We start from the raw sequence: 21,555 nt of genomic DNA, 5'->3' as shown, positions 1-21,555 counted from the left end.
TATATGAAACGGAAGAATTCTTTGAAAAATTCCAGAAAGAGAATCATTCAGGCAACGGTAGCAGCAGTAGCAGGTATAACAGTTGCGGTTGCTGCATTCCGGCCGGTAGAGACTTCAGCAAACGGAGTACTGCCGGGGGTGGAAAGTATCGTTGCACAGAAGATGGCAACAGAAGATAAGACCTATCGGATTTTAGAGATTATGCCGGATGGAGCAGAAAGTGAAATGGGCTATCTTGCAGCGGGCAGTGAGCCGGTAGCCCTGGCAGATGGAATGCTGGCTTACTTTGCAGAGAATGGTATCGAAAATACGCAGCAGGAGAGAATGAATTATATCAACAGCTTAAAGCAGCGTTTGGAGGACGGGAAGATAGCTTCCGGTGATACATCTAAGACACCACTTTATGCAGAAGCTTATGAGGAGACTTTTTTCCCGACAGAGGAGCAGCAGAAGGACTACAAGAAGCTGGTATTTCCGGAAGAACAGTATGAGACAATTACTGCTGAGGGACATTATGCTTACCGGCAGGATTATGACGGAAACTATAATCCCAATGTAGTTTCCTTCTCTTATAATGCAACTGGGGATTATGCAGTAGAATTTGAACGGAGAACACCACTTAGGGATGAAGCACCATATAACCAGCCATATGAGTACCGGGATAATGGAACAGATGGTTATTATGAAGCAGTTGAAAATCCTATGACAGGTGGTAATTATTACTATATTTCAGATTTTTACTACGTTGGAGCAGATTCAGAACATGGGCATTATCTGGCACAGTTAGATGCTGTAAAACCATATTCATATACTGCATCAGGGGATGGTGCATTTGCATTTGTACCGGGAACAGCGGAAGAGGACAGTGCAAATCAGTCCTGTCAGGTGGAGATGGGTTCTGTCTGGTATACCGGTGGACTTTATAATAATAACCTGTTCCGGGACTATGTATTAGGAGCATTGTCCAAGGATGATTTAAAGGTGGAAGTAACGGCAGTGACAGAGTCTGGACTTGCTTCTGTAGATGTATCCAGTATGGATTTTATTTATATCGGCGGACAGGGTTATGATACCGGAATGAAATATCAGCTTTCTTCTCCGGAGCTTCTTGCACAGGTGGATAAAATATATAAGAAAATTTTAGGAAAAGCACCGGTTCTTATTGATTCCACTGTCTTAGAAAGTGCACTTACTGATTATAATACTTCTGATATTGCAAAGCTTGTGGTGTGGAGCATCCAGAAGGAGTTAAAGGATGACCCGCAGTCTGTGGATGCGGCAGAATTATGTGATACCGCTTCTTTAAACAGCAATTACACCGGCAATGATACTAATTATGCGGAAAATAATGTTTACTGCATGAAAATGACAGATGCAGACGGGGTACGTCAGCATGTATTTACCGGTCTGCTGGAAGCTTTTCCACAGGAGCTGCAGGAGGCGGAGGGATTTGCATCCGTCCGGGCATTGATTGAACAGGAGAATACCCTCCGTACATCAGCGGATGCGATTGATACCACGCTTTCAAAGAACATGGTCTTACAGTATATTTTAAATTATCCGTATGAGAGAACCTTTAGTGATAAAGAGGAGCTGCGGGTGCTGGATATCGAACCGGCAATGGGCGCACTGTATCTTGATGAAAATACAGCTGATGACAGGATTCTTACCAAAAAGAAGCTGGCAGACTGGACAGGTGTTGCCATTGAAAATATCAGCATTACCCGGATGACTTCAGCGGAGTTTATTGGTAAAATCGAAGACATGAATATGAAATACGACCTGGTTTACTTTGGGCTTGGTTATGCCGGAGAGAATGGAAATTCTGATGCAAAGCTTCAGGGGGATTATATGAACCGTGATGCTGAAGGAAATACGGTTTATAATGATTCGCTGATGAACGGACTGGTCTATGCACATACCGGGGATGCATTCTTAAGAAAGGCTATTCTTGGCGGACTTTTAGATACCGATTATGTAGATAATAATACATCGAATTATCTCTATGGAGGCAATCCGGACAGCTCAAGAGACCCATACGGTGACCGGGATGAGTGGGACAGCGGATTAGGTAAGCTCGTTACCGCAACAAAGACCATCAGTGGTTTCCAGTATGATAATCCAAAGAATAGAAATGACCGTCAGGAAATTACCGTTACAGTAGGAAATGTAGGAGTATACCGTGCCAGCGGAAATGATATAACAGAGAGCAAGAAACGTGATCTGGAAGAATTCCTCGGAGCGAAATATCCGGTTCTTTTTGCACAGAATTTTGTGACCACAGAAGGTGAAATCAATGCAAAGGTGGTAGATAATTCTTCTGTTTTATATCAGTTCGCAAAGGAAAATCTGGCACAGGATAATGTCTTTTACCTGGATACCGAAGGCAAGCCAAATGATGAGAGCAGCTTCCGGTACTATATTAATATGCCAAAGGTTAAACTTGCCATGCTCAATCCGTCTACCGGAGTAGAAGAGAGTGATACGGCATTAAGTACAGGAACAGCACGTACTACGGATAACAATTATGGCAATAAAATAGTAGAAATCCGTACCGATAAGAAGGATTCCGGAGTCTATACGCTGCGTTACCGCTTCCGGATTGACAGTTCCGTAGATGCCAGTGCGGCTACGGTATATCATGCAGGACTTTATTTTGATATGAATGCCGATGGTAAATTTATCGAAAATGATACCTATTCCGAACGGCAGAAGGACTGCATCATTTTTGATGCTTCCGGCAATGAAGTCAACCGGGATGCAGCTGGAGAATATCAGTTGAGCAGCGGACAGGAGTACTATCTTGAAAAAGACATTCCAGGTGACTATCGTGGTATGCTGACCTGGAAACTGGAACTGACTCAGACCACCAATGCCTATATCCGTACAGCAAAGACAGGTTATACGATTGTATCAAGACCAGCTGGTGATGATAGTGTACAGGTTGTTAAGGTGCTTCAGATTATGGGAAATAATAATGAATGGGGCGGTTACTTTAATCTTTCTACAGATGGTGACGTGCGGAATTTTATCAGCAATTTTGAAAATACAGAGGGAGTCCGGTTTGAAATTACAGCCATTCCAATGCGCGATTTCGATGGCAAATATACATCCTTTGAACAGCTGAAGGATTATCAGATGTTAATCTTTGGTTTCCAGGACAGTTATTCGGATATGACCAATGCTGACACACTGACAGCAGTAGATGATTATATTGTCAGCGGACGAAGTGTATTGTTTACCCATGATACCTCTTCCTTTGTCAATGTGGCAACCGAGCAGATGTACTGTCAGGATAATCCGGATGGCGATAATGGATGGAACCCGGGCTGGCTTAGCAACCAGGGTAATGCAGGAGATTTTAACCAGGTAGAACGTCACTGGGGCTATACGGTAAACCAGAAATTCCGTGGTGTTCTTGGAATGGACCGTTATGGAATTACTTATAATGAGAGGACTTCCAAAGACCCGCAGGCGGCACAGCTTCGTTCCCTGCTATTAAAGGAAGGACAGCTTTTAGACATCAGTACTACTACAGATGCCTCTGGCAATGAGATAACAACCGGAACCATTGATACGGCACATGGTGGCGTAACTACAAGGGAGAATCCGGATGGCAGCGGGGCACTGACTTCTGCAGTATTAGGAAGTGATAAGGATATTGCGTATGTACCGGGAACGAATCAGAAGCAGTCCTATGGACAGACACAGGGTTATACTTATGGTGCAATCAATTTCCATTATTATTATAATGCTCCGTGGCAGTGTACAACGGAAGCAAAGTATGCTTATAACCAGTACATGATGTGGCGTACACTTCCGTTACCAACACAAAGAAATGATGTTTCTCTTGGAAACCTGAAAAACAATGCCAGCATGTATGCAACCCAGGTAAATGATGGACAGATTACCCATTATCCATATGAGATTGGCAGTCAGATTACGATAGCTAATACCCATTACCAGTATTATCAGCTGAATATGGATGAGGATATGGATGGAGATGAAAACAGTGATATTGTAGTGTGGTACTGTCTGGGTGCATCCGGTGATGGTTCGGCGATTTATACCAGTTCCCCGAATGATGTGCGGAACAATTATTATATTTACAACATTGGAAATATTACCTATTCCGGTGTGGGACACAGTACAATAAGTAACGTGAATGAGAAGCAGTTATTCTTTAATACCATTGTTGCAGCGTACAAGACAAGAATCAAAGATCCGGTAGTAAAGCTTTTAGAGAATGGAAGCCGTACTTCAGCAGAAAAGGAAGCTGTTTATGTACATACTGATAATGCCATCGGAAATAAGGCACTGGAAAATGAAGTAAGTTTTTATTACACCGTAACAGATTCGAATCTCGTCACATCGGATAAGGAAATCAGTGTGGATTATTCCATGGTAGATAAGAATGGCAGCAGTATTGCAATTCCGGTACAGGCAGCAGAAAATCAGGTGTATATCACAACAGAAGCAGTAAACGGAGATACGGTTACGACAGATTCTGCCGGAAGACTGAGAGGCTTAAAGAGCGGGGAAGTGTATAAAGTCACAGTTCATAATCTGACGGATACAAAAGTACAGGAGGCAATTACCAATGGTAATATGCGGATTGCAGTTCATGCAGTCAGTACCTTTGACTATTATGGAGACAGCTATGGTCTGGGTGAAAATGCCCAGGGCATTCCACAGAGCAGTGCATCTATGAAAATATTAGGAACAACGCTGTTTGATTTGGATTAGAACAAAAGAAAAAAATTTTATTGGAAAAATGGAAACGAAATCGTATAAGACCGGAAAAGCAATCCGTAAAATCGAAAAAAAGGTTGAAAAACTGGTAACGTTACCATATAATAAAACCATGAAGAACCAAGTAGGGTGAATGGTCGCGGCTGCATTGTCGAAAGACATACAGACGAGGAAAGTCCGGGCTTCGCAGGGCAGGATGCCGGATAACGTCCGGTGGAGGCAACTCCAAGGAAAGTGCAACAGAAATGTACCGCCAGGTAACTGGTAAGGGTGGAAAGGCAGTGTAAGAGACTACCGCATCTCTGGTAACAGAGATGGCTCTGTAAACCCCATTCGAAGCAAGACCAGATTTAAGCATTGACGTGGCCCGCCAGCTTAAGGTAGGTTGCTTGAGGCGGTTGGCAACAGCCGTCCTAGATAGATGACCATTTTCAACATAACCCGGCTTACAGCCCTGCTTGGTTTCTTACTATCAAATCTAATGTAATTCTAAAATGTTTCTTAAAAGACAATAACTCTGTTGACACAGAAAAGCAGGGGACTTAAGATGAATATCAGGGTATGGTGATATGTGAACATACATATCACCATATTTTTGCGTAAGCATCCGTAAGGAACTGCCGGTGGCAGGTGCGTAGATATAAAAAGAAGAGAGGTCTTATATTTGAAAGAGAAGTTAGCGAGATTTATGTCAGGAAGATATGGAGTAGATCAGTTATCAAGATTATATCTTGGAATTGCACTGATATTACTGGTAGTTTCAATTTTTAGTCACCTTGGTATATTTTATATAGCTGGAATTGTTCTTCTGGTGTATACTTATTATCGTATGTTTTCGAAGAACATTTCCAAGATGTATGCACAGAATCAGAAGTATTTGAATGCAAAATATCGTGTGGTGGTAAAAAAGGATGCATGGAAGAAACAGTGGCAGCAGCGTAAGATTTACCGGTTTTATCGTTGTCCGGGATGTAAACAGAAGGTTCGTGTTCCAAAAGGAAAAGGTAAAATCTGCATTACCTGTCCAAAATGCAGAATGGAATTCATAAAGAAAAGTTAAGCTGTAGCTATTTGGAGGAAGCAGTATGTTTGGATATGTAAATATCAATCGTAATGAATTATCAGATGAAAATAAAAAGATTTACCAGGGTTATTACTGCGGACTTTGTCAGAAACTAAAGGAGGTTTCCGGCCGTAAAGGCCAGATGCTTTTAAACTATGACATGACATTTCTGGTAGTGCTTCTGACCGGACTTTATGAGCTGGAGGATAAAAGCACAGATTTTGTATGTGCGCTGCATCCGACGAAAAAACGGACAGCCAGAATCAATGAAGCAACAGAATATGCTGCTGATATGAATATTATTCTTTCCTACCAGAATTTTGAAGATGACTGGAGAGACAATCGTTCTTATTCGAAAAAAGCATTTGCCAGAATGCTGGGAAAAGATTATAATCGCATCATGGCAAAATACCCAAGACAGGTAAAGGCAGTAGAAACCTATATCGAAGAACTGGGTAAGGCAGAGGATGCACAGGAATCCAATATTGATAAAATATCAGGACTGACAGGAACCATGCTGGGCGAAATTTTTGCATGGCGGGAAGATATATGGGCAGAAGAACTCAGATATTTTGGATTTTATTTAGGAAAGTTTATTTATCTGATGGATGCCTATGAGGATTTTGAAACAGATAAGCGTAAAAATGCATACAATGTTTTCCGGGTACAGCGGAAAGAGGATATGCAGAATCTGGATACCTTTGTGAAGCTGCTGCTGACCAGTATGATGTCAGAGTGTGCCAAGTCCTTTGAACGTCTGCCAATTCTTATGCATGCAGACATTCTGCGGAATGTATTATATTCCGGAGTCTGGACGAAATATGAGTACAACAGACTGAAACGTGAGCGGAAGCAGCAGAAGCTTCTTGAAAAACAGAAAGCCGAAAAACAGAAGGCAGACAGGAAAAGTGCAACAAAGTGAAGTTAAGAATTAAGAAGGAGTAAGTAGTATGGACCCATACAAAGTGCTGGGCATAGCTCCGGGAGCAACAGATGAAGAAATCAAACGGGCATACCGGAATCTGAGCCGCAAATATCATCCGGATGCCAATGTAAATAATCCTGACCGTGCACAGGCAGAAGAAAAATTTAAAGAAGTACAGATGGCTTATGACCAGATTATGAAACAGAAACAGCAGGGTTACAGCTATGGAAGCGGTTACGGCGGCGGTGGCGCTTACGGTTATGGTGGTTTTGGCTATGGCAGAACCAATGGTGCATATGGAAACAGCGGTTATGGCAGCAGTGCTTCAGGTGAATCGGTAGAGATGCAGGCGGCTGCAAATTACATCCGGAATCGTTGCTTTAAAGAAGCATTGCATGTGTTAGATGGCATTTCTGACAGAACGGCACGCTGGTATTATTACAGTGCAATTGCCAATGCCGGAAGCGGTAATAATGTAACGGCAAAGGAGCATGCCAGTCAGGCTGTCAATATGGAACCGAGTAATATGGAATATCGTCAGCTGCAGCAGCAGTTAGAGTTTGGCGGAACCTGGTATCAGAGCAGAGGCGGTGAATATGAACGGCCATATTCCGGCAGCAGCGGCTGGTGCATGAGTATGCTGTTATTGAATCTTTTATGTAACTGCTGTTGTTTCAGACCATATTAGAAAACCATATTTTTGAAGATCTTTTTTATTTGCAAGAATGAAAACTTCTGCTATACTGTAGAATGAAAAAACAGAAATGGAGATTAGAAATGAGAATTTTAGCTGAAAATACATCATGTATTGTAATTGACTATCAGGAGAAGATTTTGCCGGCAATGTCAGGAAGAGAGGAACTTGTGGCAAATTCTGCTGCATTATTAAAGGGACTTAATTTATTGGAAATACCGATGGTATTGACCACACAGTATGCCAAGGGATTAGGAAATAATATTCCGGAGATTTGTGAAGCAATTGGAAGTGATGTGGCATATGACAAGACCACATTTTCTGCATATGAAACAGAAGCGGTATATGAAGCAATGGATAAAGAGCGTAAAAATGTCCTGATTTGTGGAATTGAAGCACATATCTGTGTACTTCAGACAGCCATTGATTTAAAGGCAGCAGGGTATCAGCCGGTTATCGTAGCAGACTGTGTATCTTCAAGAAAAGAACTGGATAAGGAACTTGGTTTAAAGAGAGCGGAACAGGAAGGCATTCTGATTACATCTAAGGAAGCTATTTTATTTGAATTGACACGTAAGGCAGGCGGACCGGTATTTAAACAGATTTCTGCACTGATTAAATAAAGGAGACAGGATATGCTGCAAAGATTTTATCCCGATGAATATCTGGATTCTACCTATGTCATTGACTTTGATAAACTTTATGAAGAGGGATACCGGGGCATTATTTTTGATATTGATAATACACTTGTTCCACACGGAGCACCGGCGGATGAGCGGGCAAAAAAGCTGTTTGCTCATTTAAAAGAGCTGGGTTATCATTGTATGCTGTTATCGAATAACAAGGAACCACGGGTGAAGATGTTCAATGATGCGGTAAATGTTTCCTATATTTACAAGGCAGGAAAACCGTCAACGAAAAATTATCTTAAGGCAATGGAAGAGATGGGAACCACCACGGAGAATACGTTATTTGTGGGAGACCAGATATTTACTGATGTGTATGGGGCAAACCGTGCGGGAATCCGTACAATTCTGGTAAAACCGATACATCCGAAAGAAGAAATACAGATTGTTTTAAAGAGATACTTGGAGAAAATTGTGTTATTTTTTTATACAAGGAAGAGAAAGAAGGAAGAAAAATTATGAAAATCGGAATTGGAAATGACCACAGTGCAGTCGAAATGAAATTTGCAATTAAAAAGTATTTAGAGGAAATGGGACATGAAGTTGTAAATTACGGAACAGATTCTACCGAGAGCTGTGACTATCCGGAGTATGGTGAAAAAGTAGGACGTGCAGTTGCAGCCGGGGAAGTAGACTGTGGCGTATTAATCTGTGGTACCGGGGTTGGAATCTCTTTAGCTGCTAATAAGGTAAAAGGTGTCCGTGCAGCAGTATGTTCTGATGTAACAACTGCGCATCTGGTAAAAGAACATAACAATGCCAATATCATCGCATTTGGAGCAAGAATTGTTGGAATCGAGAAGGCAAAAGATATTGTAAAAGCATACCTGAATGCAGAATTTCAGGGTGGCAGACATGAAAAACGTATTGCCATGATTCATGAAATTGAATCAAGATAGGGTAAAGTCACAAAAAAAAGGTTGAAAAATGGCTTGTTTTATTATAGAATAGAACGAGTGAGTGACAAGTTTGGAATGAGAATTTTTTCCAATACCCATAAGAACCTGCCGATGGCAGCGTCTTATGGTGCTTAGCAACGAAAATTAGGAGGAATATCGATGATTTCAGCAGGAGATTTCAGAAACGGAATTACAATCGAATTAGAAGGAAATATTTATCAGATTATTGAATTCCAGCACGTTAAACCTGGAAAGGGTGCTGCATTTGTCAGAACCAAATTAAAGAATATCAAGAGTGGCGGTGTAGTTGAGAAAACTTTCCGTCCAACAGAGAAATGCCCACAGGCACGTATCGACCGTAAAGATATGCAGTATTTATATTCTGACGGAGATTTGTATTACTTCATGGATGTTGAAAACTATGAGCAGATTGCTTTAGATAAGACAACCATCGGTGATACATTAAAATTTGTAAAAGAGAACGAAATGTGTAAAATCTGTTCTCACAATGGCAACGTATTTGCTGTTGAACCACCATTGTTTGTTGAACTTCAGATTACAGAGACAGAACCTGGATTCAAGGGTGATACTGCAACAGGTGCAACAAAACCTGCAACTGTTGAGACTGGTGCAACTGTAATGGTTCCATTATTCGTAGAGCAGGATGATGTCATTAAAATCGATACAAGAACTGGTGAGTATTTATCCAGAGTATAATTTTATGCGAAATACGTGGGAGTTTCAAAACAGTTGTTTTGAAACTCCTTTTTCTGTTGCCGGGCATTAGGAAGGAACTATTAGTGGCAGTACCAGCAGGTTATGGTAATGAGAATGGAAAGTTGAGGACACAGGTCATGCAGGAAGAAAGCAGAAAAAAGAAAAATTTCATAAAAAGGATTTATCATGCAGAAGCACCAAAATGGCTGAAATATGTGATTTTATTCGGATATCCGGTTCTGCTTTTTTATATTACTGCATTTATGACATATAATCCTTTTGTAAGAACCAGATGGAGAGCACAAATTCTAAATCTCATTTTATTTGAGGCTTTTGTGTGGCTGCTGCTGGCAATTACCGGAAGTGCAGTGATTGCACTTCGTACGGAAACAATTCTTGGAATTGCATTGAGCATTGCGAATTATTATGTCATTTCCTTCCGTGGTTCTCCGGTGGTGCCATGGGATTTGCTGTCTCTTGGAACGGCAGCCAGTGTTGCCGGAGGCTATAATTATATGTTGCCGTCCCGTCAGATTGCGTTGATTCTTCTGATGTTCTTTCTGGCATTTACGGAGCGTTATGCAAAGATTCATATTTCACGGAAAAAGATATTGCTCCGCGCAGGTAGTGCTGTGATTTCTGTTGCCTGTATGGCAGGAATTGGCTGGATGGTACAGGATGATGCAATGGTAAGTGAATTACAGCTTTATCCGTTCCTTTTTACGCCTACAGTCATGTATGAACGAAATGGCTTTGCAGTGACGTTTCTTATGGATATGCAGTATCTTAAGGTGGAGAAGCCGGAAGGATATTCTGTTGAAAAGGCAAAGGAATTATTAGAAAATGAGGATGGTCTTGACTGGACGGCATCCGACCAGAGAAATAATGTTGGAAAGGAATTCACAAATCAGAAAGAAACAACAGACCAGCTTCCGAATGTTATCGTCATTATGGATGAAGCCTTTTCCGATTTGGGGGTCCTGTCCGATGAGGCACTTCCGGTAAATGAAGACTATATGCCGTTTATTCACAGCCTGCAACAGGGGGCAGAAAATACCCAGACCGGATATTTGAATGTATCGGTGAAGGGTGGAAATACAGCAAATACGGAATTTGAATTTTTAACGGGAGATACCATGGCATTTCTTCCGGCTGGTAGTATTCCGTATCAGCAGTATATTACGAAGGATACACCAAGCATGGCATCCTATCTAAAGAGCTTGGGCTATGAGACCTATGCCATGCATCCGTATTATGCGTCCGGCTGGAACCGGGATAAGATATATCCGCTGCTGGGATTTGACAGCTTTTATTCTTCTGCAGATTTCTATGGTTCCACCTATGAGCGGGGCTATATTGATGATTCATCCTGTGTGGATAAGATTATTGAGACATATGAGAAGAAGGATGCAGGAACGCCGGCATTTATCTTTAATGTAACCATGCAGAATCACAGCCCATATACCGACGGCTATCAGAATCTTCAGGGAAATGTTACAGTAGATGGAACGGTATCTGCCCAATTATTGGAATATCTGACACTGGTAAAATTATCGGATGCAGCATTGGAAAAGCTGATTGATTATTTTGAGACACAGGACGAACCTACGGTTATCGTATTCTTTGGTGACCACCAGCCGACAGATGCGGTGGTGGAGCCAATCTGGAATTTAGAAGGCAAATCATCCTCTGATTTAACAGAAAAAGAAAATCAGCTTCGTTATAAGGTGCCTTATGTTATCTGGGCAAATTATGATATTGATGAGGCGGTAAATCAGGAGAGCAGTGCCAACTATCTGGGGGCACAGATGATGGAAGCAGCAGGAGTTCCGTTGTCGGATTATCAGAATTATTTACTGGAACAGAAGAAGGAGATGCCATTGATTTCCACGCAGCATACGGAAGCAGAAGGCAGTGATGCATGGCTTAATTATCAGACGCTGCAGTATTATCTTTTATTTGACTGGGATGGAGAAAAATAGAAATGAAGGAAAGATTACTTCGAATCAAAAACAATAAGAAGATGCCGTTAATACTGGCTTTTTGCATTCCATTTTTTCTTGCACTGGGAGTCTGTATCGGCCATGAGATTTATCCTTTTGGCAATCAGTGTTTTCTGCATATTGATATGTATCACCAGTATGCACCGTTTTTTACGGAATTCATGAATAAGTTAAAGAGCGGAAGCGGGTTATTATATACATGGAATCTGGGGCTTGGTACAGATTTTGTATCCCTGATGGCATATTATCTATCCAGTCCTTTTAACTGGCTGTTATTATTATGTCCGTCTAATCTGGTTATCGAATTTATGACGGTATTGATTTTAATTAAGACTGGACTTAGCGGACTTACTTTTGCATTTTACTTAAACCGGCATTATAAAGATAATGGATATCGCATTGCTTTATTTGCGGTATTCTATGCGTTATCCGGGTTTATGTGTGCTTATAACTGGGATATTATGTGGCTGGATACGGTGGTGTTATTGCCGCTTATTTTGCTGGGTCTGGAAAGACTGGTAGAAGGAAAGAAGATGACGCTTTATGTGGTAACACTGGCGGTTTCGATTCTTTCAAACTACTATATTTCCATTATGGTCTGCATCTATCTGGTGCTTTATTTTGTGATTCTGATATTAGAGCAGAAAAGCGGGATAGGAAAAGCAATTCTTAAATTTGCGACCGGCTCCATCCTGGCAGGCGGTATGGGAGCAGTACTGATTCTGCCGGAGATAGTGGCATTAAGCGGAAGTGGTTCCGGTGGAATCTCTTTTCCGGAAAAAATGGAGTGGTATTTTGGCCTGCTGGATGAAGCAGCAAGGTTCTGCATTGGTGTCGAGCCGTCTTCTACGATAGGACATATGCCAAATCTTTACTGCGGAGCGGCAATTTTATTATTATTATTCCTTTATCTTTTGAATCGCAGGATCCGAATTGGTGCAAAGATTCCAAGACTCTTACTGGTGGCGTTTTTCTTTGTGAGCTTTGCAAATAATAAGCTGGATTTTATCTGGCATGGATTTCATTTCCCGGATGGACTTCCGGCAAGACAGACCTTTTTATTTGCATTTTTACTGCTGACCTTAGGTTATGAGGCAGTGCGGGAAGAAAAAGGCAATAGTATTTTTAAAATCCTATTCGCATTCCTGTTAGCGGAGCTGATATTGGTTTTATGCTTCCGGTTTACAGATTTAGAACAGGTGACACCAGAGCAGATGCTTTTAACAGGACTTTTGATTTTAGGTTATGCACTTCTGCTGTTATTCTATCGGCGGAAGGATAAGACGATGCGGACTATCGTATCGATATTTGCGGTGCTTCTGGTATGTGCCGAGGCAGGCGTAAATCTTGACACGACCAGTATTTCTACTACCAGCCGGACGCTGTATACCCAGCATTTAGAGGATTATAAAACACTGGCGGAGACAGCAGGAGCAGAGGATGACGGTTTCTTCCGTATGGATAAGTTTAACCGGATGACGAAGAATGAGTCGGCACTTTCAAACTATGCATCCGCATCTATTTTTTCTTCTCTTATAAATAAAGATGTGGCAGATTTCTATCGGGAGATGGGAATGGAAGGCGGTAAGAATTATTACTGCTATAATGGTGCAACGATGCTTACTTCCTCGCTGCTTTCGGTAAAATATATCCTGACGGACAGTGCAGAAGAGGAAAGTCCGTATCGAAGTCTGATATCAGAACAGAATGGCATATATTTATATGAAAATACTTATACACTGCCACTTGGTTTTATGGTAGATAGTGATTTGACGGAAAAGTGGGATTTTACCCTTGGAACACCGATAATGGCACAGAATGAACTCGCCTATGCCCTTGGTGCAACGGAGAATCTTTTAGAGCCGGTAGATGCAGAATTACATGATGGAAAAACGGTGATTCAGGTAACGGAAAGTGGCTATTATTATGGCTATTATACGATGAAGGATGCCAAAACCATTACCGCAACCACTGGAAACCGCATGCGGACATTTTCTAAATGTGACCATGTCTATTTACTGGATTTGGGCTATTGTGAGGCTGGGGAAGATATTACGCTGACTTCTGCCGATACGGATCAGATACTGGTGCAGGGCTACCGGTTAAATGATGCAGCATTTCAGGCAGCATATCATACATTATCCCAGCAGACCATGGAGTTAAAATCCTACAGTGACAGCAGAATCGAAGGCAGCATCAACGTAAAAAAAGCCGGAACTCTTTTGCTGTCCGTGCCGGATGATGAAGGCTGGCATGTCTTTGTGGATGGGGAAGAAGTGGATTATGAGCATTTCTGCGATGCGTTTATCAGCATTCCATTAAAAGAAGGCAGCCATGATATTATATTAAAATATACAACACCGAATCTGAAACTGGGAGCATTGCTTTCCGGTGGAGCATTGTTCTTATTCCTTTGTATTACCTGGATACCGGTTGTTGTGAGAAAACGAGGAGAGAGGGCATGAAGAAAAAAATAACATTTCTGATATTTACGGTACTGGCGCTACTTTGTGTTGTTTATTCGGGGATGGTACTGGCAACGGGTTCCGGAACATCATTTTTTCTTGTGTGGATTGGGCTGGCGGTACTTTTCTTCCTGTTTGGGTATTCTATCTGGAAATCTTTCTGGAAGAAAGTTCCCCGGCTGGTTAAGGGAATCTGTATTGCTGTCGTTGCAGTGGGATTTACAGCATTTTTCATCGTAGAAGGCTGTATCATAAGTCAGATGCATGAAAAAGGCGAAGCGGGACTTGACTATATTATTGTGCTGGGGGCACAGGTGAGGGAAAGCGGACCAAGTGCTGCGTTAAAATACCGGCTGGATGAGGCAGTGGAATATTTAGAGGATAATCCAAAGACAATCTGTATCGTATCCGGCGGACAGGGTGCAAATGAACCATATTCCGAAGCCGAAGGAATGGCACAGTATTTAAAAGAACAGGGGATTGATGCGTCCCGGATTCTCTTAGAGGATAAGTCCTTAAATACAGAGCAGAATATGGAGTACAGCAAGGCACTGATAAAAGATGGGGCATCCGTTGGAATTATCACCAATGATTTTCATCTGTTCCGGGCAAAGCAGATTGCACGAAAATACGGACTGGACAATGTCTGTGGAATAGCAGCAAAGTCTACACCGGTTTATCTTCCAAATAATATGCTGCGGGAATTTTTAGCAGAGATAAAATTTTTGCTGTAATTATGCGGATGAATGGAAAAGTCAAAGACTGACCGGAGACTTTGATGTGTGCCAAGGCACATTCTTTGTTCTAAATGGGCTTGCATCGGGTGGAAGAATAGAATAGTATAAAAAGTAACAGGAGTTTTATGGAGAAAGGGTTTATATAGCTATGGAGATTAAATGTGAATACTGTGGCTCCATCATTAAGGAAACAGATGAAAAATGTCCTTACTGTGGAGCCACCAATCAGGCAGTAAAGCGTACTGCGGATCATACGCCAAAAACCATTGAAGAATTGCAGCAGTGGTATCAGGCACGGAATCTGCCGCCTTATGAAGTGACGAGATTCTTTATCGGAATCAATTACACACAGCCCAAGGCCTTTGGTATTTACCGGGAAGGACAGAATGTTATTGTCTATAAGAACAAGGCAAACGGCGAGCGGGCGATCCGCTATCAGGGAACGGATGAAGCCTATGCGGTAAATGAGCTGTATCTTAAGTTAAAAGAGGAAATCTTAAACCAGAAGGAACATAATCGGGCTGGAAATGTAAGAAGCAGTTATGGAAATAACAGAAAGCCAATGTCAACAGGAAAGGTAATAGGAAGAACCTTTGCCGGGATTGGAGCATTTTTTCTTTTCTTCTTTGGTTCTTTTGTACTCTTTGTGTTAGATACATTATACCGGGGAATTGGAACAGCACTTTTTATTGCACTGATTGCCGCAGCACCGGTGGCAGTGATATTAGACCTTATTGTTTGTGGTTTAAGGGGAAAAAGTACGGTATTTGAAAAGATATATCAGGGATTTGCCGGAAAGAAATTCTTAACCTGTGCCGTTTGTTTCCTGATGTGCTTTTTAATCGTTCTGATTCCGATACATAATTACAAGAAGGCAAGTTATTACCAGTACCAAAATACGGTCTATGTACACAGCCACAATAACTGGTTCGAGTATGATGGTTATGACTATGATAAGATAGACAGTGATGAGGTACCGGATGATATTTTAAATAACCGTTCTGATTATGAAATGACTTATCAGAATGGCTATGACTGGGATAACAGCATTACCAATTTTGAAGACAGCAGATATTATGAAGAGCATTATGGCTCAGACAGCTCGGACAGCAGTTCAGACAGTGGATATGACTGGGATTCCAATGACAGCTGGGATTCTAATTCATCTGACTGGGATAGCGACTGGTAAATATTAATATATCATTTAGAAATTTATTTTTCTGTTAAGAATAATCTAAGAAATGAAATAGAATATCTTTAAGAACACTCCTTTTTCGTGTGCTTTACTAAGAGTAAAGAATGAAAAAGGGGTGTTTTTTATGATGCAGTCAGAACAGGAAGGACAACGAAATTTACAACAATCAGGAGCAGCCGGACAGCGGAATACACAACATGCAACGAACATAAAAAAGCGGAGCATGCGCCGGAAAAAAGCAAGAAGAATGCGAAGAATCAAAAGAATATTTGTGGCAGCAATAATTCTGCTGGTAGTTTTTGCCGCGGGCAGAACATCATTTGTGCAAGGCTTCTTAAATCACTGGAATGTAAAATCAGAGGCAACACTTACGGCAGAGGGGTATCCGGAAAGCCTGGTACAACTTTACGAGAAAAATGAAGAAGCAAGACAGTTTGTGCTTGATTATAAGAAGAATGGAAACAACGAGCAGCCGATTGATATTTCATCGGATGTAACAGATGGTAAAATACCGCTTTTCCTTCAGTGGGACGAGCGTTGGGGCTATAGAACCTATGGAGATAATTTCCTTGCAATTACAGGATGTGGTCCGACGGCATTGTCCATGGTCTATGTGGGACTGACCGGAGATACATCCATGAATCCTTATGCCGTTGCCCAGATGGCACAGGAGGATGGCTTCTATGTCAATGGAAGCGGATCTTCCTGGAGTATGATGACGGAACTTGCCACAAAGCTTGGCTTATCCGCGCAGGAACTGAGCTTAAATGAAGACAGCATCCGGCAGGAATTATCCCAGGGGCATCCGATTATCTGTATCATGGGACCGGGAGATTTTACCACATCCGGACATTTTATTGTATTAACAGGAGTAGATTCCGATGGAAAAATAACAGTGAATGATTCCAATAGTAAAAAGAACAGTAATAAGGCATGGAAGATAGAAGACCTTATGAGCCAGATCCGGGATTTGTGGGTGTATCAGTAGAAGTGGCATTCTTTACGAAAATCTGCTATAATTCTTGATAAAATGATTTGAAAGGCGAGTGGGAAAGAGACTGGTGGTAATCTTTCGACGGTAGTGTTTGAATATCCACAGCATTTGCCGGATGTGAATGTTGCATAAAAACTGTAAGGGGTACTAAGAATTTTGATTTAAATTTTATTTTTTTTCTGGCAACCGGTGCAAATTCGCATCCATGCTCAGATGCACCTCGCTGGCACATCCCTGTGCCAGCGTTGCCTGATGTCAGACAAAATTCCAAGTGCCCCTAACAGTCTTTATCATGCATCCACATTCCGGTAAATACTGTGGATATTACATCACATTCCGCCGGAAGAAAACCGGCATCATATTTCCCACTCCTTTACAAATATTTTAACAAGAAGGGAGCTATAGAATATGGGAACATGGTATTACGAAGTCGTATCCATCGATGGAGACTATGCAAATTTAAAGAGGACAGACATTGCTTCAGATGATTTAAAACTTGTGGCAAGAGCACTTCTTCCGGCAGAAATTATGGAGGGAAGCAAGTTAAAATACGAACTGATGCAGTATGAGATTATAGAATAGAGGATAAAGGAGTTAGGGAAGATGAAAATCGAAGCGGCAAGGCGGGAGGTTTAGCAAAAATTATGAAAAAGGAAAAGGTTATTGGAATGGGGGTACTGCTTGGAATTGTTATTCTGGCAGTGATTGGAGTTGTAGTGGCAGGAAATCAGAAAAAAAATAAAACGAAGACTGAGACAGAAAATAAAACGGAAACAGAGACGCAGATGGAATCAGAATCAGAATCGGAAACAGAAACTGCACCTGCGGATAAAGAGTCTTTGGACGCAGACGAGCTGGTAGAAGAGAACTTTCGTCAGGCTGGAATTACAGAATATGAAAAAATAGATATGGAAGATTATGAGAGCCAGGTAGGAATCGATTTATCAGAATATGTATCTTATCGGTTTTATTATGATAGCGATGGATTGAAAATTGAAGGATATTTCAGTGCACCAAAAGATTTACTGGATGGAAAAAAGACTTCCTGTCTTATTTATAATCATGGTGGAAATCAGGATTACGGAGCATTGGAAAATATAGAAATCTGCTTTTATGCCTATCAGCTTCATACCATTTGCATTGCATCAAACTATAGGGGATGTGGAAGCAGTGAAGGAGAAGACCAGTTTGGCGGAGCAGATGTGGATGATGTGGTCCGGATTTTGGATTTGTGTGAGCAATTTTCCTATATTGATGAGGATGCCATAAATATGATGGGTATTTCCAGAGGCGGAATGATGACTTATGAAGTGTTAAGAAGGGATGAGCGGGTGCATAAGGCAGTTGTCGTATCTGGCCTTTCCGATTGCTTTATGTCATATGAGGAAAGAAGTGATATGCAGACCATATTCGATTCTTTGGTAGGCGGTTCCCCGGAAGAGATGCCGGAGGAATATGAGAAACGTTCTGCAACCTATTGGGCGGATGAAATTAATACACCGCTGCTTATCATTCATGCCACCGGAGATGAAAAAGTATCCGTTGCACAGGCAGATAAATTAACAGAAGCATTAGAGCAGGCAGGAAAGACCTACGAATATATCACCTTTGATGGAAATTCCCACGGAGAAATCCGACCAGAGGATGGTGAGAAGATAAAGGCGTTTCTGGGAGGGCAGGAGCAGGAAGAAGATAGTGAAAAGAATAATGTAAAATAGTGAAAAAATAGTGTATTATTTCCTTCGCATGGTACTGTTGTATTCAAATAAGGTTTGTGAATTGCCGGAGAGCTCAAACAGCGAAAAATTGGAAGGAAGCCTTTCGTATCTAAAAAGTAGAGAAAAAGAATTGCTCTTGCTGCTCATGAAGAACTACAAAAGAGAGTTCACGCCTATTGAAGTCAGCAAAGAACTTAAGGTTACCAATAAGACGGTAACAAACTATGCAAAATGGGATGATTGATTTATATGTGAGAGGTAATAATTCTGTAGCTTATTCAGAGATATATTCATCGTTTGCATCAGAAAAAAATAGTTATATTTCTGATTTGTTGTTGCTGGTTATCAATAATGACAGCTCTAAGGTACGAAAACATGGAGAAACATATGAAGTTGCAGGTGTTCGATTTACAGCAGACCAGATTCCTAAAATAGATACAAATAAGTTATTAGAAATAAAAGCTTGTAACAATATAATTGATTTCGGACAGAATCATTACTTCAAATATGTTTCTTCAGACGGAAAAGAGCATGCATTATTTACAAATGACAAGGGTGTTGGGGTTCCCTACTCGGAACATATGCGGGGAGCAGAGCATGATGCAGTTGCTCAGAGATATGCTCTTTTTTGGCGGTATATGATGAACGATGATCCTGTATATGTAGGATTGACTTATTCTAATGATGATATTGATGAATTTATGAAACATGCAGGCATAGAAAATGGCTTCTTTACTGTTAGAATGGGGAATCAGGAAGCAACACAATATTATACCAAAAGCGAAAACCATACTTTGGATATTCCATAAGGAGAAGATTTGTGGTGTTTGGAATACCCGTCAAATTATAGATTTTGGGAAAAATTGATTAATCTCTGAGAGTCTATTTATATGTGTTGTAGTTATCAAGCAAAGGGATACTTATATCGTGTTACAGGACATGGTGTAGGTATCCTTTTTGCATATTATCTATAATCATTACATAAAAAAGTGCAAATGCACAAAAAATAGTAATGGTTATTGAAGTGAAAATAATTTAGTGATAAAATAACATTACCAAAATTCGTGCAATGCACAAAAATAAGGAGTGACACTATGGAGATTAAGAGAGATTCATACCTTGAACAGTTAAAGATAAGAAAAGATAACGGAATGATTAAGATTATCACAGGAATCAGGAGATGCGGCAAATCATTCCTGTTATTTGTGTTGTTTAAGAAGTATTTACTGGAGAGTGGCATAGATAATGACCACATCATTGAGATTGCTTTAGATGGCATTGAAAATGAGGAACTGAGAGATCCAAAGAAGTGTTATCAGCATATTAAAGAACGGGTGGAAGATGACCGGAAGTATTATCTGCTCTTGGACGAAGTACAGTTTATGCCACGATTTGAGGAAGTGCTGAACAGTTTGCTTCGTATCAGTAACATTGATGTGTATGTAACCGGCAGTAATTCTAAATTTTTATCTAGTGACATTGTAACTGAATTTAGAGGCAGAGGAGATGAAATAAGAATTTATCCGTTGTCTTTTGCAGAGTTCTATGCGGCTTATGATGGAGATTATGATGATGCTTGGGAAGAATATATGATATACGGTGGTTTACCACAAGTGGCACAATTTTCTGTAGAACGCCAGAAGGCTGAGTATCTTAAAAATATTTTTACCAATGTTTATATCAAGGATGTGGTAGAGCGGAATAAAATTCAAAATGTTGATGAGATTGGAACTTTGGTGGACATTCTTGCTTCTGCCATAGGAGCACCTACCAATCCAACAAAAATATCAAATACTTTCAAAAGTGAGAGAGGTATCAATTACAGTAATAAAACTATATCCAATCATATTGATTATTTGGCAGAGGCATTTTTGATTTCTAAAGCGGACCGGTATGATATTAAGGGGAGAAAATATGTAGGAGCCAATCTGAAATACTATTTTTCGGATATAGGACTTAGAAATGCCAGACTAAACTTCAGACAGCAGGAGCCGACTCATATTATGGAGAACATTGTTTATAATGAGTTGCTTGTGCGTGGTTACAATGTAGATGTTGGTATTGTGGATGTATTTGCAAAGAATAGTGACGGAAAGAGAGTTCATAAGCAGCTAGAGGTTGATTTTGTAGTAAACCAGGGCAGTCAGAGATATTACATTCAGGTGGCTTATGATATGACTTCTGAGGAAAAACAAACACAGGAACTTAATTCACTCCGAAATATTCCGGATTCATTTAAGAAGATTGTTATAGTAAATGGAACAAAAAAGCCTTGGAGAAATGAGGAAGGCTTTGTGATCATGGGCATGAAATATTTTCTGCTCAATGAGGATAGTTTGGAGTTTTAGTATGGAAGGAGATGATAAGTGTTCTTTGGTGATAGATCCGAAATAAATAATAGTAAGTACTTTGAGATTTTGGATAAGGAAATAATGAGAAAGGTAAGTGGAGGTTACAATTTAGGCATGGCTTACGTTGAAAATTGCATATATGGTGGAACATGGGATGAGTATAAAACGAGAGAAAAATAATTTGACTTTTTCCAAAAAGAAAAATATAATGACTTTTGAACGAGTAGCAAAATTGCGTAAATCCAGTTTTGCTGCTCGTTTTTGTAATTTTATAATGCAATGAAAAAGTGTGTAGCTTATCAGCGTAAGTCCAACTTATAAGATAGGTGCGCACTTTTTATATTGCCAAATATCCG

The 21,555-nt window shown here is 40.7% G+C and carries 18 protein-coding genes and 1 other RNA gene; all 19 read left to right on the top strand.

The window, feature by feature from the left end; all coding sequences use genetic code 11:
- The first annotated feature begins 3 nt into the window (after nt 1-3).
- The gene (locus DV740_RS05395) at nt 4-4,746 is read left to right on the top strand and encodes a DUF5057 domain-containing protein (RefSeq protein ID WP_118087564.1); all 4,743 of its coding nucleotides are present in this window, start codon (nt 4-6) and stop codon (nt 4,744-4,746) included.
- A gap of 127 nt (nt 4,747-4,873) precedes the next feature.
- An RNA gene (gene rnpB, locus DV740_RS05390) (RNase P RNA component class A) lies at nt 4,874-5,217 on the top strand.
- A gap of 199 nt (nt 5,218-5,416) precedes the next feature.
- The gene (locus tag DV740_RS05385; RefSeq protein ID WP_118087563.1) at nt 5,417-5,812 is read left to right on the top strand and encodes a hypothetical protein; all 396 of its coding nucleotides are present in this window, start codon (nt 5,417-5,419) and stop codon (nt 5,810-5,812) included.
- A 25-nt stretch (nt 5,813-5,837) separates the two neighbouring features.
- A complete protein-coding gene (locus DV740_RS05380) occupies nt 5,838-6,737 on the top strand; it encodes a DUF5685 family protein (protein ID WP_118057228.1) in 900 nt (299 codons plus the stop codon).
- 28 nt (nt 6,738-6,765) lie between these two features.
- The gene (locus DV740_RS05375) at nt 6,766-7,428 is read left to right on the top strand and encodes a J domain-containing protein (RefSeq protein ID WP_022244043.1); all 663 of its coding nucleotides are present in this window, start codon (nt 6,766-6,768) and stop codon (nt 7,426-7,428) included.
- An 89-nt stretch (nt 7,429-7,517) separates the two neighbouring features.
- Nucleotides 7,518-8,057, top strand: coding sequence for a hydrolase (locus DV740_RS05370; RefSeq protein ID WP_022244044.1), 540 nt, complete (start codon nt 7,518-7,520; stop codon nt 8,055-8,057).
- A gap of 12 nt (nt 8,058-8,069) precedes the next feature.
- Entirely contained in the window at nt 8,070-8,582 is a 513-nt protein-coding gene (locus tag DV740_RS05365; RefSeq protein WP_117947413.1) for a YqeG family HAD IIIA-type phosphatase, read from the top strand.
- Nucleotides 8,579-9,019 (top strand): ribose 5-phosphate isomerase B, encoded by a 441-nt coding sequence (gene rpiB / locus DV740_RS05360; protein WP_022244046.1) that lies wholly within the window; start codon nt 8,579-8,581, stop codon nt 9,017-9,019. The genes DV740_RS05365 and rpiB overlap by 4 nt, the downstream gene beginning before the upstream one ends.
- A 159-nt stretch (nt 9,020-9,178) precedes the next feature.
- Nucleotides 9,179-9,736, top strand: coding sequence for an elongation factor P (efp, locus tag DV740_RS05355; protein WP_022244047.1), 558 nt, complete (start codon nt 9,179-9,181; stop codon nt 9,734-9,736).
- Between the two features lie 83 nt (nt 9,737-9,819).
- On the top strand, nt 9,820-11,718 hold the full coding sequence (locus tag DV740_RS05350) for an LTA synthase family protein (protein WP_242994223.1): 1,899 nt from the start codon (nt 9,820-9,822) through the stop codon (nt 11,716-11,718).
- A gap of 2 nt (nt 11,719-11,720) precedes the next feature.
- On the top strand, nt 11,721-14,204 hold the full coding sequence (locus DV740_RS05345) for a YfhO family protein (RefSeq protein ID WP_118087562.1): 2,484 nt from the start codon (nt 11,721-11,723) through the stop codon (nt 14,202-14,204).
- Entirely contained in the window at nt 14,201-14,938 is a 738-nt protein-coding gene (locus DV740_RS05340; protein ID WP_118087561.1) for an ElyC/SanA/YdcF family protein, read from the top strand. Before DV740_RS05345 ends, DV740_RS05340 begins: the two co-directional genes overlap by 4 nt.
- A gap of 151 nt (nt 14,939-15,089) precedes the next feature.
- Complete coding sequence (locus DV740_RS05335; protein WP_118087560.1) at nt 15,090-16,130, top strand: zinc ribbon domain-containing protein; 1,041 nt, start codon at nt 15,090-15,092, stop codon at nt 16,128-16,130.
- Nucleotides 16,131-16,260: 130 nt separating this feature from the next.
- Complete coding sequence (locus DV740_RS05330) at nt 16,261-17,124, top strand: C39 family peptidase (protein WP_242994221.1); 864 nt, start codon at nt 16,261-16,263, stop codon at nt 17,122-17,124.
- A gap of 414 nt (nt 17,125-17,538) precedes the next feature.
- Nucleotides 17,539-17,712: a chorismate--pyruvate lyase gene (locus DV740_RS05325; RefSeq protein ID WP_117698093.1), complete on the top strand. Its 174-nt coding sequence runs from the start codon at nt 17,539-17,541 to the stop codon at nt 17,710-17,712.
- Between the two features lie 62 nt (nt 17,713-17,774).
- Nucleotides 17,775-18,848 carry an alpha/beta hydrolase family protein gene (locus tag DV740_RS05320; RefSeq protein WP_118057232.1) on the top strand — a complete coding sequence of 358 codons (1,074 nt, stop codon included), beginning with the start codon at nt 17,775-17,777 and terminating at the stop codon, nt 18,846-18,848.
- A gap of 224 nt (nt 18,849-19,072) precedes the next feature.
- Nucleotides 19,073-19,657, top strand: coding sequence for a hypothetical protein (locus DV740_RS05310; protein ID WP_147337974.1), 585 nt, complete (start codon nt 19,073-19,075; stop codon nt 19,655-19,657).
- A gap of 285 nt (nt 19,658-19,942) precedes the next feature.
- A complete protein-coding gene (locus DV740_RS05305; protein ID WP_022244062.1) occupies nt 19,943-21,196 on the top strand; it encodes an ATP-binding protein in 1,254 nt (417 codons plus the stop codon).
- A gap of 18 nt (nt 21,197-21,214) precedes the next feature.
- Nucleotides 21,215-21,379: a hypothetical protein gene (locus DV740_RS14760; protein WP_158561519.1), complete on the top strand. Its 165-nt coding sequence runs from the start codon at nt 21,215-21,217 to the stop codon at nt 21,377-21,379.
- Nucleotides 21,380-21,555 lie beyond the last annotated feature (176 nt).

Source organism: Roseburia sp. AF02-12, assembly GCF_003461765.1.
Classification (GTDB): Bacteria; Bacillota; Clostridia; order Lachnospirales; family Lachnospiraceae; genus Roseburia_C; species Roseburia_C amylophila.
The sequence above is the reverse complement of the archived record's forward strand: the minus strand, read 5'-3'. Positions and strand labels throughout refer to the sequence as shown.

What these genes read in the sequence shown, in the direction of transcription:
- DV740_RS05395 (WP_118087564.1), top strand. Translation starts at nt 4, where the DNA reads ATGAAACGGAAGAATTCTTTGAAAAATTCCAGAAAGAGAATCATTCAG.
- DV740_RS05380 (WP_118057228.1), top strand. Translation starts at nt 5,838, where the DNA reads ATGTTTGGATATGTAAATATCAATCGTAATGAATTATCAGATGAAAAT.
- DV740_RS05375 (WP_022244043.1), top strand. Translation starts at nt 6,766, where the DNA reads ATGGACCCATACAAAGTGCTGGGCATAGCTCCGGGAGCAACAGATGAA.
- DV740_RS05370 (WP_022244044.1), top strand. Translation starts at nt 7,518, where the DNA reads ATGAGAATTTTAGCTGAAAATACATCATGTATTGTAATTGACTATCAG.
- DV740_RS05365 (WP_117947413.1), top strand. Translation starts at nt 8,070, where the DNA reads ATGCTGCAAAGATTTTATCCCGATGAATATCTGGATTCTACCTATGTC.
- rpiB (WP_022244046.1), top strand. Translation starts at nt 8,579, where the DNA reads ATGAAAATCGGAATTGGAAATGACCACAGTGCAGTCGAAATGAAATTT.
- efp (WP_022244047.1), top strand. Translation starts at nt 9,179, where the DNA reads ATGATTTCAGCAGGAGATTTCAGAAACGGAATTACAATCGAATTAGAA.
- DV740_RS05345 (WP_118087562.1), top strand. Translation starts at nt 11,721, where the DNA reads ATGAAGGAAAGATTACTTCGAATCAAAAACAATAAGAAGATGCCGTTA.
- DV740_RS05340 (WP_118087561.1), top strand. Translation starts at nt 14,201, where the DNA reads ATGAAGAAAAAAATAACATTTCTGATATTTACGGTACTGGCGCTACTT.
- DV740_RS05335 (WP_118087560.1), top strand. Translation starts at nt 15,090, where the DNA reads ATGGAGATTAAATGTGAATACTGTGGCTCCATCATTAAGGAAACAGAT.
- DV740_RS05330 (WP_242994221.1), top strand. Translation starts at nt 16,261, where the DNA reads ATGATGCAGTCAGAACAGGAAGGACAACGAAATTTACAACAATCAGGA.
- DV740_RS05325 (WP_117698093.1), top strand. Translation starts at nt 17,539, where the DNA reads ATGGGAACATGGTATTACGAAGTCGTATCCATCGATGGAGACTATGCA.
- DV740_RS05320 (WP_118057232.1), top strand. Translation starts at nt 17,775, where the DNA reads ATGAAAAAGGAAAAGGTTATTGGAATGGGGGTACTGCTTGGAATTGTT.
- DV740_RS05310 (WP_147337974.1), top strand. Translation starts at nt 19,073, where the DNA reads ATGCAAAATGGGATGATTGATTTATATGTGAGAGGTAATAATTCTGTA.
- DV740_RS05305 (WP_022244062.1), top strand. Translation starts at nt 19,943, where the DNA reads ATGGAGATTAAGAGAGATTCATACCTTGAACAGTTAAAGATAAGAAAA.